Source organism: Altericroceibacterium endophyticum (genome assembly GCF_009827595.1).
GTDB lineage: Bacteria > Pseudomonadota > Alphaproteobacteria > Sphingomonadales > Sphingomonadaceae > Altericroceibacterium > Altericroceibacterium endophyticum.
Window position 1 is genome coordinate 137,442 of sequence record NZ_WTYT01000002.1, and the last position, 16,339, is coordinate 153,780.

Annotated in this window: 16 protein-coding genes; 12 read left to right on the top strand and 4 right to left on the bottom strand. The window is 56.9% G+C overall.

The window, feature by feature from the left end; all coding sequences use genetic code 11:
- Nucleotide 1: 1 nt before the first annotated feature.
- Together GRI91_RS04635 and GRI91_RS04640 are read right to left on the bottom strand one after the other, a co-directional pair.
- Nucleotides 2-1,435, bottom strand: a complete 1,434-nt coding sequence (locus tag GRI91_RS04635; protein WP_160735475.1) for an MFS transporter — start codon at nucleotides 1,433-1,435, stop codon at nucleotides 2-4.
- Between the two features lie 399 nt (nucleotides 1,436-1,834).
- Nucleotides 1,835-3,034 carry an LL-diaminopimelate aminotransferase gene (locus GRI91_RS04640; RefSeq protein WP_160735476.1) on the bottom strand — a complete coding sequence of 400 codons (1,200 nt, stop codon included), beginning with the start codon at nucleotides 3,032-3,034 and terminating at the stop codon, nucleotides 1,835-1,837.
- A 143-nt stretch (nucleotides 3,035-3,177) separates the two neighbouring features.
- On the opposite strand from GRI91_RS04640, the gene GRI91_RS04645 reads away from it, so the two are divergent.
- Entirely contained in the window at nucleotides 3,178-5,067 is a 1,890-nt protein-coding gene (locus tag GRI91_RS04645; protein ID WP_237437667.1) for a PHA/PHB synthase family protein, read from the top strand.
- Nucleotides 5,068-5,241: 174 nt separating this feature from the next.
- On the opposite strand, the gene GRI91_RS16000 is transcribed toward GRI91_RS04645, so the two are convergent.
- Complete coding sequence (locus GRI91_RS16000) at nucleotides 5,242-5,481, bottom strand: hypothetical protein (protein ID WP_237437668.1); 240 nt, start codon at nucleotides 5,479-5,481, stop codon at nucleotides 5,242-5,244.
- A gap of 109 nt (nucleotides 5,482-5,590) precedes the next feature.
- Between GRI91_RS16000 and GRI91_RS16005 the strand changes: the two genes are divergently transcribed.
- From GRI91_RS16005 to GRI91_RS04690, 9 genes are all read left to right on the top strand, one after another.
- Nucleotides 5,591-6,031, top strand: coding sequence for a phasin family protein (locus tag GRI91_RS16005; protein WP_237437669.1), 441 nt, complete (start codon nucleotides 5,591-5,593; stop codon nucleotides 6,029-6,031).
- 269 nt (nucleotides 6,032-6,300) lie between these two features.
- Nucleotides 6,301-6,666: an ATP-dependent Clp protease adapter ClpS gene (gene clpS / locus GRI91_RS04655; protein WP_160735921.1), complete on the top strand. Its 366-nt coding sequence runs from the start codon at nucleotides 6,301-6,303 to the stop codon at nucleotides 6,664-6,666.
- A gap of 102 nt (nucleotides 6,667-6,768) precedes the next feature.
- A complete protein-coding gene (gene lptF, locus GRI91_RS04660) occupies nucleotides 6,769-7,998 on the top strand; it encodes an LPS export ABC transporter permease LptF (protein WP_160735479.1) in 1,230 nt (409 codons plus the stop codon).
- Entirely contained in the window at nucleotides 7,991-9,088 is a 1,098-nt protein-coding gene (gene lptG, locus GRI91_RS04665) for an LPS export ABC transporter permease LptG (protein ID WP_160735480.1), read from the top strand. Before lptF ends, lptG begins: the two co-directional genes overlap by 8 nt.
- An 86-nt stretch (nucleotides 9,089-9,174) precedes the next feature.
- A complete protein-coding gene (locus tag GRI91_RS04670) occupies nucleotides 9,175-9,456 on the top strand; it encodes a hypothetical protein (RefSeq protein WP_160735481.1) in 282 nt (93 codons plus the stop codon).
- Nucleotides 9,457-9,713: 257 nt separating this feature from the next.
- Nucleotides 9,714-10,520 carry a sterol desaturase family protein gene (locus GRI91_RS04675; RefSeq protein ID WP_202385495.1) on the top strand — a complete coding sequence of 269 codons (807 nt, stop codon included), beginning with the start codon at nucleotides 9,714-9,716 and terminating at the stop codon, nucleotides 10,518-10,520.
- A gap of 58 nt (nucleotides 10,521-10,578) precedes the next feature.
- A complete protein-coding gene (locus GRI91_RS04680) occupies nucleotides 10,579-11,730 on the top strand; it encodes an N-acetyltransferase (RefSeq protein ID WP_160735483.1) in 1,152 nt (383 codons plus the stop codon).
- A 113-nt stretch (nucleotides 11,731-11,843) separates the two neighbouring features.
- Complete coding sequence (locus GRI91_RS04685; RefSeq protein WP_160735484.1) at nucleotides 11,844-12,272, top strand: response regulator; 429 nt, start codon at nucleotides 11,844-11,846, stop codon at nucleotides 12,270-12,272.
- A gap of 353 nt (nucleotides 12,273-12,625) precedes the next feature.
- Nucleotides 12,626-13,423 carry a response regulator gene (locus GRI91_RS04690; RefSeq protein WP_160735485.1) on the top strand — a complete coding sequence of 266 codons (798 nt, stop codon included), beginning with the start codon at nucleotides 12,626-12,628 and terminating at the stop codon, nucleotides 13,421-13,423.
- Nucleotides 13,424-13,584: 161 nt separating this feature from the next.
- Here the strand turns inward: GRI91_RS04690 and GRI91_RS04695 are convergent, their stop codons facing one another.
- Nucleotides 13,585-15,225 carry a CHASE domain-containing protein gene (locus GRI91_RS04695; protein ID WP_337190318.1) on the bottom strand — a complete coding sequence of 547 codons (1,641 nt, stop codon included), beginning with the start codon at nucleotides 15,223-15,225 and terminating at the stop codon, nucleotides 13,585-13,587.
- 294 nt (nucleotides 15,226-15,519) lie between these two features.
- Between GRI91_RS04695 and GRI91_RS04700 the strand changes: the two genes are divergently transcribed.
- Nucleotides 15,520-15,702, top strand: coding sequence for a NepR family anti-sigma factor (locus GRI91_RS04700; RefSeq protein ID WP_160735486.1), 183 nt, complete (start codon nucleotides 15,520-15,522; stop codon nucleotides 15,700-15,702).
- Nucleotides 15,699-16,334 carry a sigma-70 family RNA polymerase sigma factor gene (locus tag GRI91_RS04705; RefSeq protein ID WP_160735487.1) on the top strand — a complete coding sequence of 212 codons (636 nt, stop codon included), beginning with the start codon at nucleotides 15,699-15,701 and terminating at the stop codon, nucleotides 16,332-16,334. The genes GRI91_RS04700 and GRI91_RS04705 overlap by 4 nt, the downstream gene beginning before the upstream one ends.
- The last annotated feature ends 5 nt before the right edge of the window (nucleotides 16,335-16,339 follow it).

Below are 16,339 nucleotides of genomic sequence, written 5' to 3' on the forward strand. Positions count from 1 at the left end.
CTTAAGCCAGCGCCTTTTCGCCTTTTTCGCTCCTGCCCGCCGCTTCTTCTCCACTGCTGATCTGCGCGCGGCCTTGCGGCATGCGCCGGGCATAATGCGCCAGCGTAATGACACACAGCACAATGCCCACCATGCAGACAGCCGATAGGGTGTAGGCCCGCAGCACATCGGCGCTACTGGCGAGGAACATGGCCCCGATCATCGGTGCGATGGTTGCGCCAATTTTCGCGACAAAGCTGGCCCAGCCCCCGGCGCTGGAGCGGATGGCGCTGGGATAATAGAGACCGGCTATGGAAATCACCGCCGCATGGCCGCCGCCCACCAGCACCGAGCCAGCCAGAATAATGGGAATGAACAGCGGACCGCTGGTCAGCCCCATGCCCACCGCCAGCAGGCAGGGAACGGCCAAGGCCGGGAATAAAGCGATCCATTTCGGACCCTTGCTTTCGGTGAAGCGCAGCAGCAATACGCCAGCAATCGCGCCGCTGATCCCGCCGATGGAGCCGATCCACGCCGCCACCTGCCGCTCCATCCCCAGCTCCTCCAGATAGACAGGGCCAAGGCTGCTTTTGAGGAAAATCGCCACGGAACTGGCGAAATAGGCCGCCCAGATCAGGGGTGTTATCTTGGCCAGCGGCCCCCGGAACAATTCCTGCATGACCGCCGCAATATTTCGGTTCTTTGTATCGCTGCGTTCATCCCCCAGAACATAGGACTGCACTTTTGCCCCGTCGAAAGCCGGGACGAAACGACGCAAGGCACGCTCTATGCGGTCCGCCCCGGCGCCGCGCGTGACCAGAAAGCGAGCGCTCTCCGGCAGGAAAACCAATAGCAATATAGAGACAGCAAAGGTTGCCGTACCCGCCACGAAATAGACCATTTCCCAGCCATAGTCGGGCGCCAGAAGGTTGGTGGCAGGCCCGGCAAGCGACGCCCCGAGACTGAAACCGAACATCACCACCGCCACCGCGGTCGCGCGGCGGCCGGGCGGCATGGCTTCGATGTTCAGCGCCCAGGCAACCGGTAGCAACCCCCCAATCATCAGCCCCGCGCCAAAGCGAATGACCATCAGCATTTCGGCACTGGTGGCGAAACCGGTAAGGAATGTGAGGATCGCGGCGAAGAAACTGCAGGCGGCAATGACCGGACGCCGTCCGATACGGTCAGCCAGAAAGGAACCGCCCAGCGAGCCGACCATCTGCCCCGCCACACCGGCGGAAATGACCAGTCCGATCACCGCATCGGCCAGTCCCATCTCATCACGAATATAGGGAATGGTGTAAGAGATCAGCAGGAAGTCCAGCCCTTCAAAAAAGGTCACCAGACAGGACAGGATGATCAATCGTTTGTGAAACGCTGTGAGCGGCAAACCATCCAGAAAAGCAGCCACATCGAATCGCCCGGACGGCATCCGGGCGTTATCAAAATCAGTCATCACATTCTCCCGCCGGCAACGTAAGGCAAGAATGTGTACCGTGCTACCGTTATTTCTACGGGGCGGACTTAGGCCGTAAACGCATAAACAGCACCATCGAGGTTTGAGTCAAAATGGCTCAGCGCAAGGAAAGAAGGCGTGGGAATATGTCGATATTTCAAGGCTTCTTGACGCAGCGATGGGCCATTTTGGCCAAATCGCTTTGCGACGCCCAAATGGCTTCCCTCTCGAACCAAATCGCCCTTGGAAAGGCAAACAGCCTTCCCGGCGGGCGCTTTGCTCCGATATGTTCGCCATTTGGGCGCCTCGACGGTGCTGTTTATGCGTTTACGGCCTAGCCAAAAAAAACGGCGCCGGAGACAAGCTCCGACGCCGTTCTCATTGTCATTGATCAGGCATTTATGCAGCCGTGCTGTTCACGCCCATGCTTTGCAAATATCGTTTAACGTTGCGCGCCGCCTGACGCAGTCGCTGTTCATTTTCCACCATGGCGATGCGCACAAAGCCCTCGCCATCCTCACCATATCCGACACCCGGTGCCACGGCGACTTCGGCATGGGTCAGCAATTGCTTGGAAAATTCCAGACTGCCCATGTCTTTAAGCTGCGGCGGCAAAGGTGCCCAGGCGAACATGGATGCCTTGGGCGGAGGGATTTCCCATCCCGCGCGGCCAAAAGCCTCAACCATTACGTCGCGGCGTTTGTGATATAAGGCGCGATTGGTATCGACGATGTCCTGCGGGCCGTTCAGCGCGGCACAGGCTGCCGCCTGGATCGGAGTGAACGCCCCGTAATCCAGATAGCTTTTCACCCGCGTCAATGCGGCGATCAGTTTCTTGTTACCCACCGCAAAACCAATTCGCCAACCGGCCATAGAGTAGGTCTTGGACAGCGACGTGAATTCCACCGCCACATCCTTCGCCCCCGGAACCTGCAGGATCGAAGGCGTCGGTACGCCGTCATAATAGAGTTCCGAATAGGCCAGATCGGACAGGATCCAGACCTTGTTTTCCTTCGCCCAGGCAACCAGCCGTTCGTAAAAGGCCAGATCGACCGTTTCGGCGGTCGGGTTGGAGGGGTAATTCACGATCAGCACGGTCGGGCGCGGCACGGTAAAGCGCATAGCCTTGTCCAGAGCATCCCAATATTGCTCATCCGGCGTGGTCGGTACGGAGCGGATGGTCGCCCCGGCAATGATGAAGCCGAACGTGTGAATCGGATAGCTGGGATTGGGCGCCAGAATGGTGTCACCCGGCGCGGTGATGGCGGTCGCCAAGCTCGCAAGACCTTCTTTCGACCCCAGCGTGACAACCACTTCGCTTTCAGGGTCGAGTTCGACCCCAAAGCGGCGACCATAATAGTTTGCCTGTGCGCGGCGCAGCCCCGGAATGCCTTTCGACTGAGAATAGCCGTGCGAAGTGCCATTGGAGGCGACTTCGCATAATTTGTCGATCACATGCTGGGGCGGCGGCAAATCAGGATTGCCCATGCCGAGGTCGATGATGTCCCGTCCCGCCTGACGTGCCGCGGCTCGCATCCCGTTAACTTCGGCGATGACATAGGGCGGCAGTCGCTTAATGCGGTAAAACTCTTCTTCCATGACCTCAATTCGTTCCAAAATCAGGCGGCCTGATCGCCGCCGGAATCAATTGTGACGGAATCCCGGTTGCGGCGCAATGAATGGTTGAAAAAACGCGCCGGATCTTCTCGCAAATGTCGTATTTTTTCTTATGCTTCCTTCTTATGGATAAGAAATCAGCCGACTCGCCCCCTACCGGTGATCTCTTCACCGAAATGCTCCGCATTCAGGGCGACGCCGCCCGCGAGGTGATGAAAGGCTTCATGCCTGAAATCGCCTATCCGGTTCCGCAAGACGAAGTCCTGAAAGAATGGGGCGATGCCGCATCGAAATTGCAGCAGATGTGGATGGATCAATATCGCGAGCAGCAGGACGCTTTACCTGAAATGCCCGCGCCCTTGCTGGCAGATCCATCGCAATGGATGGGCATGATGCAGGGCTGGTATCAGAAAAATCCCCTCGCCAACCCGGAAAGCCAGCGGCAGCTGTGGCAGGAAGGGATGGCGCTGTGGGATAATATCATGGCGCAATACGGGCTTGGCCCTGATGGCAAGGGCGCCGGCAATCTGGAGCCTGAGCTACCCCGAAAGGACCGGCGCTTCGCCGACCCTGCATGGCGCGATTCTCCTGTCTTCGCCCTGATCCATCAGACCTATCTGCTGCTGGCCGAACGGATTCAGCAAATGGTCGATAAGATTGACGATATTGACGATGCGGAGCGGGAGAAGATCCGCTTTGCGACCCGCGCCAGTCTGGAGGCGATGAGCCCGGCCAATTTCCCCATGATGAACCCGGTCGTGCTGGAAAAGACGATCGAGAATCGCGGTGCAAATCTGGTCAAGGGCATGGAACGGCTGGCCCATGATCTGGAAAAGGGGCAGCTCACCCATACCGACAATGATGCCTTCCGGCTGGGGGAAAATATCGCCGCGACCCCCGGCAAGGTCGTGCATGAGACGCCGCTCTATCAAATCATCCAATATACCCCCACGACCGAAAATGTTCATGAAACGCCGCTGATCATCTTTCCGCCCTGGATCAACCGGTTCTACATCCTCGATCTGAATGAGAAGAAGAGCTTCATCCGCTGGGCCGTGGCGCAAGGCCTGACAGTCTTTGTGGTCAGCTGGCACTCCGCCAATGAAGAGTTGATCGATACGAGCTGGGACGATTATATCCGCGCGCAGATCGACGTGATCGATCACGTTCGCGAGCGGCTTGACGTCCCCGATGTTCACACGATTGGCTATTGTGTGGCGGGCACCACCCTGGCCGCGACACTGGCAATTCTGGCCGAGCGCGGACAGGCCGACAAGGTACGCAGTGCGACCTTCTTCACCGCTCAGGTTGATTTCGAAGAAGCAGGGGAGCTGAAAGTCTTCATCGATGACAACCAGCTGGAAATGGTCCGGCAGGCCAGCCGGGATGGGTTTCTGGATGGGCGCTATATGGCGGCGACCTTCAATCTGCTGCGTGGCCGCGACCTGATCTGGAATTACGTCGTCAATCACTACCTGCTGTGTGAAGATTATCCCGCCTTCGACCTGCTCCACTGGAACAGCGATGTGACCAATCTGCCGGCGGAGTGGCATCAATCCTATCTGCGCGACCTCTACCGGGATAACCGCCTGGTGCAGCCCGGTTCGCTGACGGCGGACGGCACACCGATCGATCTCGGCAAGATCAAGACACCGGCCTATATTCAGGCCGGGCGGGAAGATCATATCGCGCCTCCGGGAAGCGTCTTTCGCCTCACGGAACATATCTCCGGCCCGGCCCGCTTCGTGCTGGCAGGAAGCGGCCATATAGCGGGCGTGGTCAACCCGCCCGCAGCCAAGAAATACCAGCATTGGACCAGCGACGAGAAAGCCACCAGCCTGGATGACTTCATCGCCAAAGCCACCGAACATCCCGGCAGTTGGTGGAATGACTGGCTGGACTGGCTATCCGGTTATTCCGATGGAAAAATCCCGGCGAAGGGCAAACGCAAGCCCGGTGGGAAAGGCGACACAGTCATTGAGGATGCCCCCGGCCGATATGTGCGCGAGCGATAAAGCGTTCTCCTCACGCGATAAAATTATGTTGCAGTGCACAATTACCCTTGACGAATCATCGCCAATTGCTACTTTGTGCACTGCAACATAAGTCCATTTGGACGGACGATGCAGGAAGCGAGGATTCATGGCCGAGTCGAAGACAGACACAGCCGCGCAGAATGCCGGGAAGGCTCAAGCGGACAAAGCTGCCGAAAGCAAAACGGCAGCAAAATCTGCGAGCAGTCCGGACAGCTCTGCAAAGGCAAAGGCATCTGATACCGAAATGAAGACAGGCGCATCGGGCGCGCCCGATAAGGCGCCTGCTGCTTCAGCTTCACCCAAGCCGGCGGCTAAATCCGCAGCACCCCCTAAGGCTGCTGCCAAGACCACCCCGGCCAAAAAGCCTAAACCCGTCAAAAAGGTTGCGGCCACACGAACCAAACCTGCCGCGAAAGCTGCCAGGAAGACGCCAAAGCCCGCTGCGGCTCATTCAGCGCCCCCCGCCAGCCAGCCGTCCGTCAGCGAATTGAAGGAAAAAATTATGTCTACCAAGAACGATACCGATTTCACCAAGCCCATGACTGAAGCCGTGAATGAAATTCAGGGCCGCGCTCAGGCCACTTTCGAAAAAAGCTCTGAAGTGATGGGCGAAATGAGTGAATTCACCAAGGGCAATGTCGAAGCCATGGTTGAAAGCAGCAAGATCCTCGCCAGCGGTCTTCAGGAAATGGGCAAGAGCTGTGCCGATGACGCGAAAAGCGCCTATGAAACAGTCAGCGCCGACATGAAAGAAATGGCCGCCGCGAAAAGCCCGACCGAGCTGTTCCAGCTTCAGGGCAAGCTGATGCGCCGCAATTTCGATGCGATGATCGCGCAGAGCTCCAAGACGTCGGAAGCGATGATGAAGCTTGCCAATGAAGCCGCCCAGCCGCTTTCCAGCCGCATGAGCGTTGCTGGCGAAAAGATGTCGAAAGTCGCCTGAATAAGGCACTGACATAAATATTGAGCCGGGACTCCTCTCCCCCGGCAAAAGCAGGCGGGTCGAACGTGAAACATGTTCGGCCCGTTTCTGTGTGCTGTTTCCAGCTTAAAAGTCAGGAGAAAAATGGCAGAGATCGGAGTGATAACGCCTTTCAGCGCCATTCAGTGAAGCCTGCATCTTGCAGTTCACCGCCTGCATACGATATTTGCACCTATATGAGCCCCTTTGATTTGCCTTTTGATTCCGGCCAGCTTGATTCCGAACCGCCGATGGTTTCCGGTCTGCTTCCCACCTATGCTGGAGATGCCGATGATGACGGCCCCGGCGATGGCAAGGGCGACAGTCAGATTGGTCTTGCCACCAGGACGAAGGCGAAACCGCGCAAGCCAAGCCAGTACAAGGTCTTGCTGCTGAATGACGATTACACGCCCATGGAATTCGTCGTCATGGTGCTCAAGCGCTTTTTCCGCATGGATCTCGAACAGGCAACGCGGGTGATGCTCCATGTGCATCAACGCGGCGTGGGTGTATGCGGCGTTTTCCCTTATGAAGTGGCCGAAACCAAGGTGAATCAGGTGATGGATTTCGCCCATGAAAACCAGCACCCCCTGCAATGCACTCTGGAAAAGGCATAAGGCCCGGTAACACCCGCCCAAAAAGGTTCATGACCTACCCGGCCGGGCACGCTATAGACCCCGTCTGTTTTCCTTTAACAGCGATTGTAACGGCCCACCGATTTGAACTTCATCACTGCTCTTGACCGTTACATCTTCCGGCTGGTTCTGGTTCCGATGTTGGGCGTCTTCGTCATCGCCGCCAGCCTGCTGATGATGGACAAGATGCTCCGCCTGTTCGAATTCGTTTCGACTGAAGGCGGCCCGATTGGCGTCGTGTTCAAGATGCTGCTCAACCTGATCCCCGAATATGCCAGTCTGGCTATTCCGCTGGGTCTGATGCTGGGCATTCTGCTCGCCTTTCGCAAACTCGCCACGTCAAGCGAGCTGGACGTGATGCGCGCCGTGGGGTGGAGCTATACCAGACTGTTGCGGGTGCCCTATTGCATCACCGCAGTGATGATGATCGGCAATTTCCTGATCGTCGGCTATGTGCAGCCTTATGCCCGCTATTCTTACGAAGAACTGCAATATGAACTGAGCTCCGGCGCATTGGGTGCCGCGATCAAGGTGGGCGAATTCACGACGCTGGAAGACCGCATGGCGCTGCGGATCGAGCAAAGCGAAGATGATGGCCGGCGGTTGATCGGCATTTTTGCCCGCATCGCCAATGATAAGGGCCAGGTCCTTTCCATCTCCGCCAGAGAAGGCCGGTTTCTCGCCAATCGTGAAGATCGCAATACGATAATTCTGCGCCTGATGGATGGTACCATTATACAGGATATGAAAGGCAAGACGCCCCGTATCCTGAGCTTCACGCAGCATGATCTGCCGATAGACCTTCCCGCAATCGAGCGCTTCCGCAAGCGCGGCGGACAGGACCGGGAATATATCCTGCCCGAATTGCTCGAAATCGGCTGGAGTGACCACACATCGGACGCATTGCGCGCCGAAACGCAGGCCAATTTCAACTATCGCATGGTCGAAGTTGTGATGATGCTGATGCTGCCATTGCTGGCCGTTGCCCTCGCGATTCCGCCCAAGCGATCGTCCTCCGCCCTGGGCGTATTCGTTTCGATCGTGATGGTGGTCGCCTATCACAAGGTGAACCAATACGGACAATCGATCGCCGCGCTGGAGCGGCTCGATCCCTTGCTGGCCCTGTGGGGCCCCTTTGCCATTTTCGCCGCGCTCATCCTGTGGATGTATTACCGCGTCGCCTATGTTCCGGGTGGACAGGCGATTGGCGCCCTCGAAGTGGCTTTTGCCAAGTTGGCAAGCTGGGTTAAGAAACTCTGGCGCCGAAAAAATCCCTTGAGCGCGGCGAAACAGAAGGACGTCACCCATGCTTGACTTCTTCCCGTCGCGCCAACTGACCATCTATCTCGCCAAGACTTTTATCACCCGCATTCTGGCCGTTTTGCTGATGCTGGTGCTGGTGCTGCAAATGCTGGATCTGCTGTCGGAAAGCGGTGACATCCTTGCCTATCCGGGCAATGGCCAGGGGCAGCTCTGGACCTATGTTTCTCTGCGTATTCCGCAGTTGATGGCGCGTTTTCTGCCTTATTCCGTCCTGCTTGCCACCATCATTACCCTCGCGACGCTAAATCAGAACAGCGAGGTGGTGGCGATGAAGGCCGCAGGGCTTTCGGCCCATCAGATCCTGGCCCCCTTGCTGCTGACGGCATTGGTGGTCGCGGGGATTTCCTTCGCCTTTAACGAACGGGTCGTAACCCGCTCCACGGCCACGCTAAAGGCCTGGACAGCGGCGGATTACGGGCCGATTCCCAAAGACCCCAGCGTCCGCCACAATGTGTACTATACGGACGGTACCAATATCCTCACAGCTGACAGCAAAAGCGGCAGCGGCGCGAAGACCGTGCTGGAGGGCGTGACCTATTACACCCGTGACGCGCAAGGCATGATCAGCCGGCAAGTGCGCAGTCCCCGCGCCACCTATGCCAACCCCGGCTGGTTTCTGGAAAACCCCACCACATTTGATGTGCAAAGCGCCGATAGCCGCGAATTGCAGGAGCCGCTGCGCGTTGCGCGCGGTGTTACGCTGGATCAAATGGCCATGACCGGTGTCGATCCCGACGCTCTGTCACTGACAGAATTGGCTGATGCGATCGACACCATGAAAAGAAGCGGCCGCCACACTTCCGAGTTGGAGGGCAAATGGTGGCACAAGATATCGGGCCCGCTATCGGCTGTATTGATGCCGCTGCTGGGCGCGGTTGCCGGTTTTGGCCTGGCCCGATCAGGCCAGCTTTTCATGCGGGCCATAATTGGCATGGCGCTGGGCTTTGCCTATTTTGTGGTCGATAATGCGGCGCTCGCCATGGGTGGTTTTGGCGGATATCCGCCTGTTCTGGCCGCCTGGGCGCCCTTTATGCTGTTCTTCTTCCTCGGTGAAACCGTGCTGATCCGCACGGAGGAATAGCGAATTTCCGGATAATCCGCACTCTCAGGAACCTACACCAACAAGGATGGTTTGGACTCGAATCCTGTTATCTTGGGAGATTACACATGAAATCACTTATCCTCGCTGCAAGTGTTGGCACAGTATTGGCCCTGTCGGCCTGCTCAGAAGCCAAAGCGCCTGAAGCCGTTGACGAATCCGCCACCACGGAAACCACCGATGGCACCGTGCCAATGAACAACGAAACCTTCGATCCTGCGACGCAGAATGACAGCCCCGATTCGGTCACGATTGATGGCGATGGCGTCACAGCAAATATCACCGATGGCGACACGTCGATTTCGGCCGACCTTGATGACGATCCTTCAGCAAGCGTTACCACCAACTGATTTCGGCCAACCCGAATAATCCAGCAGCCACCCGCTCAGCAGATATGCTGATCCGGTGGCTGTTTTGATTCTGCTCAATCCCTGTTAAGCTTCCCTCTTGTATACAGGCGCAAATTGTTTCGGGCGCCGTACCCGGCCCGCCATTTTGACGCCGCATTTTGGTGTTTGGGCAAACGGGAAGAACTGGAAACCGGTCGGCGATGACCGGACCACCAAACGCATCAGGGAATGAACACGTGTCGCAGAACTCTGCAAATATGGTCGATCCTCAGGACCTGCCCTTCTGGAAACGAAGCCACTACCTTGACCGCATGACGCTCAAGCAATTGATCGTGGCCTATTTCCAGCATTACACCATCATGTCCTACCTCTCGATCGCGGCTTTGTCGGTGGTGTTTTTCGCCTTTTATCCTGCGGGCGTGTGGCAGACTCTGGGCGCGATTGCAGCGGCGGTGCTGGTTTACCCGCTGGTCTGGCATTTGCTGCATCAATATGTCCTGCACAGCCGCTGGATGTGGAAGCATAAATTGCTCGCTCCGACGTGGAAGCGCATCCATTACGACCATCATCAGGACCCGAACGATCTGTCGGTGCTGTTTGGTGCCCTGCATACCACCGTGCCCACTGTTGCCATCGCCACGATTCCCGTGGGCTGGCTGATCGGTGGCCCGGGCGGCGCTGCAGCGGCTTTTGCAACCGGCATTCTCACCACCTGCTATTATGAATTCATGCATTGCATCCAGCATCTGGCCTTCAAGCCGAAATGGAAATGGGTGCAGCACATGAAGCAGCGTCATAATGAACATCATTATTTTGATGAGGACGGCAATTTCGGCATCACCAATTATCTGTGGGACCGTGTGCTGGGCACCTATTACATCAAGAAAGATCGCAAGAAACGCTCCGCAACCGTTTTCAATCTCGGCTATGATGAAGATGTTGCCCTGCGCTATCCCTATGTCAAAGATCTGTCTGGCGGCATCGCCAGCGGCCATCCCCGTCGCCGGGTGATGGGCAAGGAAGGCCAGCAACCGAACAAATCGGATGACCGTGCCTCGGCTTGATTTTCATTGGCCAAAGTCTCACTGGTTTGAATATCAACAGCAGGAATAGACGTTTATTATGGGCGAAGTGGCCGTCACCCCGGTTTCGGGAAAACGCGATCTGAAAGAATTCATCGATTGCGGATATGCCTTTAACCGGGACGATCCCAATTGGGTGCCACCCCTGCGGTCAGAAATGGTCGAATTGCTTACGCCGGGCAAAAACCCATTCTTCACCCACGCCCGCGTTCAGCTGTTTCTGGCCCGTAGCAATGGCACAATTATCGGGCGTATTTCAGCCCATATTGATGAGCTTGCTCTGACCCAGCCGAAAGATCAGGGCATGGGTCCCGGCACGGGCAATTGGGGCCTGCTGGAGGCGGATAGCGAAGCCACTGCCCATATCTTGATTGCTCAGGCGGAAGAATGGCTGCGCGGTCAGGGTATGACGCGCGTTCTCGCCCCCATTTCCCTGTCGATCTGGGAAGAGCCAGGCCTGCTGGTGAAGGGCCATGATCATCCGCCAACCGTGATGATGGGCCATCATTCAGCCAAATATGAAGGTTGGATCGAAAGCGCCGGTTACACGCCGGCCAAATCCCTGTTTACCTATGAACTGGGGATCACCGAGGAATTCCCGCCGATCGTACAGCGGATTATCAAATCCGGCGAAAAGAACGATCGGATCAATATCCGGCAGGTGGAAATCGCGCATTTTGATCGCGAAGCCAAAATCATCATCGATATTCTGAACGAAGCCTGGTCACAGAATTGGGGTTTTGTGCCGTTCACCGAAACGGAAAAGGCGCATATCGGCAAGAAGCTGAAACCGCTCGTGCGTGAAGATCTGATCATGATTGCCGAGCTAGACGGTGACCCCGTCGCCTTCATGATCACCCTGCCCAATGCGAACGAGCCCATCGCCCGGATCGGCGGCAAATTGCTGCCTTTTGGCTGGCTGAAAATGCTGCGCTGGCTGCGTAACCCTCAGGTGAGAACCATGCGTGTGCCGCTGATGGGCGTTGTTCAGAAACTGCAGAGCAGCCGGATGGCCAGCCAGCTGGCCTTTATGATGATCGAATATATTCGCCGCAACGCGATCAGCCGCTATGGCGCTACGCGTGGAGAGATCGGCTGGATTCTGGATGACAATCAGGGAATGATTGCCATCGCCGATGCGATCAATGCCGACATAAATCGCGAATATAAGATTTACGCCAAGCCGCTCTGACTCCCTTGCGTGGCTAAGCGTTATTTGCGCAGCCCTCAGGGAACTTATTCCGGATAATCAGCGTTTTGCCTGCGCGTCGCCCGCATTCCGCGGCCGCCGCAATGGTGGAATTTATGGGTCGCGAACAAGCGAATGACAGCAAAACGTCACTGGGCCGCATTTTCGTGGTTGAGGACGATCCTATATTGGCGATGGCATGCGAAGACACCCTGCTGGAAGCCGGTGCGTCAGAGGTAATCATATGCCCCTCCATCGCCTGTACGATGGAACAGCTGGAACACATACGGCCCGATGCGATCGTGCTGGATGTGCATTTGGCCGACCGGGATGATGGCTGGGCTCTGGCAGAGCTGGTGGACCAGTTAGGGCCCAAACGTCCGAGAATCATATTCTCGACCGGCTCCCCTGAAGATATCCCCCCGGACATTGCACGCATGGGTGTCCTCCTGGAAAAGCCCTACGCGCCAGAAGATCTGATGGCAGCCTTGCAATCACATTCCGAGCAGGGCCTGTTCGCCCGCCTGCGCAGCGTATTGCGCTAAGCCATTCCTGGCAGTTTTAGAGGAGATTGCGCAATGCCTGCGCACGCATCTCCGGCGTCCAATAAAAAAGGTCTCCGTTCGGGGTAGAACGGAGACCTTTTGGGATCGTATCACCAGCCGCTTGGACGGGAGGGGGGATCTCGGCGGTGATATAGCCATAATGCCCGGCATCGTGATGCGGTTCCCTGTAATCGTAGTTTTTTACATAAAAAATGTTAACGTCTAAAAGTAAGACCTTATCCTCCCTACAATAGGGGGCAAGCCTAGCCAATTCGTCGTAAAAATCGCATGGCTAGGAACTACATTGGCCCCTGTACGTTAATGGGCCGCCTAATCCATAGGGAAGGGGTTTTATGTCACTAGGCGCCGAAGTTGCCGCACACTTACCGTTTTTGCGTCGTTACGCGCGTGCCCTGACGGGTTCGCAATCAACGGGCGATGCTTTTGTCCAAGCCACACTCGAAGCTGCTCTGGCAGATGATGAGCTGGCCTCTTCATTGAAGGGCGGACGCGTTCCGCTATATCGCGCATTCAACAAGGTCTGGTCTTCCGCTTATATGGAAGTGCAAGATTCCCAGCAGGCTGATGATAGCATTTACGACAATGCTGCAGAAGATCGGCTGCGGAAAATCACGCCGATGAATCGTCAGGCGCTGCTGCTCACCACTGTCGAGGATTTCAGCCCTGCTGAAGCCGGACAGATCATGGGCGCGTCAAAGGACGATGTCAGCCGGTTGGTTCAGGAAGCGATCGATGAAATTGATCGTGAATCCTCCACCAGCGTGCTGATCATCGAAGACGAACCGCTGATTTCGATGCAGCTCGAAGATCTCGTCCGTTCGCTGGGCCATGATATTTGCGGCACCGCCGCCACCCGTACTCAGGCACAGGAAGTTGTCGCCGACAACAAGCCCGGTCTGGTGCTGGCTGATATCCAGCTGGCAGATGGCTCTTCGGGGCTGGATGCGGTGGACGATATCCTCGCCATTGACAGCGTGCCGGTGATTTTCATTACCGCGTATCCTGAGCGTTTGCTGACGGGTGACCGTCCTGAGCCAACCTATCTGGTAACCAAGCCGTTTCAGGAGGACACGGTCCGGGCTGCTATCAGCCAGGCCTTATTCTTTGGAACAGGCCGTCCGCTGGACTGATCGCTTTCAAAATACAGCTAGAAAAAGGCGGCCGGCTATGGCCGCCTTTTTTATGCCTGCGCGCAGCGATATAGCGAACCGGCACTCATAAGTGCTATCTCTTTATTATGCCGCTGGGCGAAATTGGCACTCACCCTGTTTCGTGCTGGCTTAAGGGTAGATCATCCCTGACGGCAGCCAGCATCCTGCTGTTCACGATCTGCGCGCATGGCAAAGGCGCCGCGTTCGCGCACCGGAATGGTCAGACAGCAACTGACTCCCTCCTTTTCAAATCTCAGATCCACCGGATTGCGCAATTCATGTGCAACGATTTTCTGAATGAGATCCGTGCCAAAACCGCGGCCACGCTCTGTCTTTACAGGCGGGCCACCGCGCTCCTGCCACTCCATTCGCACCTGACAGGCATCAACCAGATACCAGCGCATCGACACCGTGCCGCCCGGCGCGCTCAAGGCACCATATTTGGCCGCATTCGTGGCCAGCTCATGCACCGCCAGTCCCAGCGACAAAGCGTCGTTAGGCGCCAATTCGACATCAGGCCCATTCAGGTCCAGCTGATGGTCGCCTTCCTGCGCATAGGGCACCAGTTCAGCCTCTACGACTGAACGGATAGGCGTGGTTCCCCAATCCGATTTCGTCAGCAAATCATGCGTGGCCGACAAGGCGCGGATACGCCCGTCCAAACTATCGGCAAAATCATCGAGATTGCTGGCCCGCCGCCGCGTCAGCGCTAGAATGGACAAGACATTGGCAAGTGTGTTTTTCACCCGGTGATTCAGCTCACGGGTCAGGGAGTTACGTATCGAAGCCTGCTCTTCAAACCAGTTGAGCGCCTGTTCGTCTTCTATCGCCTGGCGTGTCAGCATGCGGATGAACACGGTCAGCATCAATCCCGCCAGCAAGCCGAAAACCAGCGTGGTCATGGAAAAGATCGATAATCCGCTCTGCGGTTCGGCCTCTACTTCCAACACCCAGGGATGATTGGCAATCGGTACGATTTGCCGTGCGACATTGCCTTCGCCAGCAACGCCATTCTCGACCCGCGCCAGCAAATTCTCTTCCGTCGGTTTTCCTTCATAAATGCGCACACCGTAGCGCCCTGCCCCTTCCAGTTCCAAAGCGGAAGCGAGGAAATCCTCTGCCTTAAACGGGCTAAAAATGAACCCTTTCAACTGCCTGCCACTGGCTGCCGGTTCGAATACCGGCATGAAAATCATGAAGCCGGGTGCGCTGCCCCCCGCTTCCTGCCGTAGAACCACCCTGCCGCTGGCAGTCGGCCTGGACGTTTGCTGCGCCTCCAGCATGGCCGCGCGGCGCATCGGATCGGAAAACATGTCAAAGCCCAAAGCGCGGCGATTACGCACAGTGTCAGGCTGAAGGAACGTCACCGGCACGGCTAAAGGCTGATTGGCTGCCAGTGATGGATAGATTGCGGTTACCCCCGGCGTCTGAGCCGCCAATCTGGCATTAAATGCGGCGACCTCGTCCGGCCTTACCGCTTCCGCCCAGCCGATGCCGTCAGCGCCGCGATAATCAGCATCCAGCCGCAATTCACTCACAAACCGGCGAAAGCGGGAAGCAGGGATTTCATCCAGTGTCGCCAGCAGAGCGGCGCCAGCGCGGAGATAGGCTGAACTGGAATTGGCACGGCGTTCAAGCGCAGAGGCGATGACCGCCGTGCGATTGTCCAGCTCCGCCGCTGCCTGACGCTCTTCCCCTCGCTGAATTGCAAATGCGCTCAGAAAACTGATCGACAGAATTGTCAGAAAGATGGCGACCGGCATGGCGCGCGGGAATCGCACCAGCCAGCGTTTCGTCCGACTGTGCGGGCGCAGCCTTCGCGTCCGCGACAAACCCTGACTATACCCCTTGTCTTCCGGCGTTTTCTTTCGCAAAAAATTCATCCGATAAAGCTACGCCAGAATGGCTACATGCAGGCTTGGCTTCGCACCCGATATAATCGGGAACCATAGGCACACCATTTCGTTCCAAACAGGCGCCATAAGGGCGAAGCCCAGCTGTGAAGTGCTATAGCACTCCATGCAAGCCGGGATGGGGATCTGACAATTCAATTGGGGCGGCCAAACGTATCAAGCATGACAGGCACGGATAAAAAAGAAAACGGCGACGCTGGCAAATCCGCCGGCGAGCAGGCATCCAATGCTAGCAAGAACGATTGGACCTCTGGTCTGAAGGATCTTTACGACTCGGTCGTCGATGAGCCTCTTCCTGACAGTTTCAAGGATCTTCTGGCCAAGCTGGACGACACCGGCAAATGAGCAAGACAGACACCAAGAAACAGTATCCTGAGCGCAGCGCCAGTGACAAACGCGCCTTCAAGCATGAACTGACCGAAGTCGTCCCGCATCTGCGTGCGTTTGCGCGCGGACTTTGCGGCCGGCCCGATATGGCCGATGATCTGGTGCAGGAAACGCTGCTGAAGGCATGGGCCGCTCAGGATCGCTTTGAACCCGGCACCAGCATGCGCGCCTGGACCTTCGTTATTCTGCGCAACGCCTATCTCACCGATATGCGCCGCAACCGGTTCCGCGGTGAATATGATGAAACCGTGGCGGAACGCATTCTGACGGCTCCTGCTGGACAGGAAGAACCGCTGCATCTCTCCGATATGCACCGCGCCTTGTTGACCCTCCCCCCTGAACGGCGCGAAGCTTTGCTGCTGGTCGGGGCTGGCGGATTCTCTTACGAGGAAGCTGCGAATATCTGCGGCTGCGCCGTGGGCACTATCAAGAGCCGGGTCGGACGCGCACGCGCTGCTTTGTCGAGCATGATCGAAGATGGCGATATTCCGGACCGCGCGATCAGTGATCCGGCGGCACATCGGGCAATTTTGGAAGAACTTGATAATGTGGCGGCGGGCAATGGCCATTCGGCAAGAGGGCAGAGTTAATCATT

Bases quoted from the DNA above. Each gene is read 5' to 3' on its own strand.
- GRI91_RS04670 (WP_160735481.1), top strand. From the start codon at position 9,175: ATGAAATCACTTATCCTCGCTGCAAGTGTTGGCACAGTATTGGCCCTG.
- GRI91_RS04700 (WP_160735486.1), top strand. From the start codon at position 15,520: ATGACAGGCACGGATAAAAAAGAAAACGGCGACGCTGGCAAATCCGCC.
- GRI91_RS04680 (WP_160735483.1), top strand. From the start codon at position 10,579: ATGGGCGAAGTGGCCGTCACCCCGGTTTCGGGAAAACGCGATCTGAAA.
- GRI91_RS04645 (WP_237437667.1), top strand. From the start codon at position 3,178: ATGGATAAGAAATCAGCCGACTCGCCCCCTACCGGTGATCTCTTCACC.
- lptG (WP_160735480.1), top strand. From the start codon at position 7,991: ATGCTTGACTTCTTCCCGTCGCGCCAACTGACCATCTATCTCGCCAAG.
- GRI91_RS04690 (WP_160735485.1), top strand. From the start codon at position 12,626: ATGTCACTAGGCGCCGAAGTTGCCGCACACTTACCGTTTTTGCGTCGT.
- GRI91_RS04675 (WP_202385495.1), top strand. From the start codon at position 9,714: ATGGTCGATCCTCAGGACCTGCCCTTCTGGAAACGAAGCCACTACCTT.
- clpS (WP_160735921.1), top strand. From the start codon at position 6,301: ATGGTTTCCGGTCTGCTTCCCACCTATGCTGGAGATGCCGATGATGAC.
- GRI91_RS04685 (WP_160735484.1), top strand. From the start codon at position 11,844: ATGGGTCGCGAACAAGCGAATGACAGCAAAACGTCACTGGGCCGCATT.
- GRI91_RS16005 (WP_237437669.1), top strand. From the start codon at position 5,591: ATGTCTACCAAGAACGATACCGATTTCACCAAGCCCATGACTGAAGCC.
- GRI91_RS04705 (WP_160735487.1), top strand. From the start codon at position 15,699: ATGAGCAAGACAGACACCAAGAAACAGTATCCTGAGCGCAGCGCCAGT.
- GRI91_RS04640 (WP_160735476.1), bottom strand. From the start codon at position 3,034: ATGGAAGAAGAGTTTTACCGCATTAAGCGACTGCCGCCCTATGTCATC.
- GRI91_RS04635 (WP_160735475.1), bottom strand. From the start codon at position 1,435: ATGACTGATTTTGATAACGCCCGGATGCCGTCCGGGCGATTCGATGTG.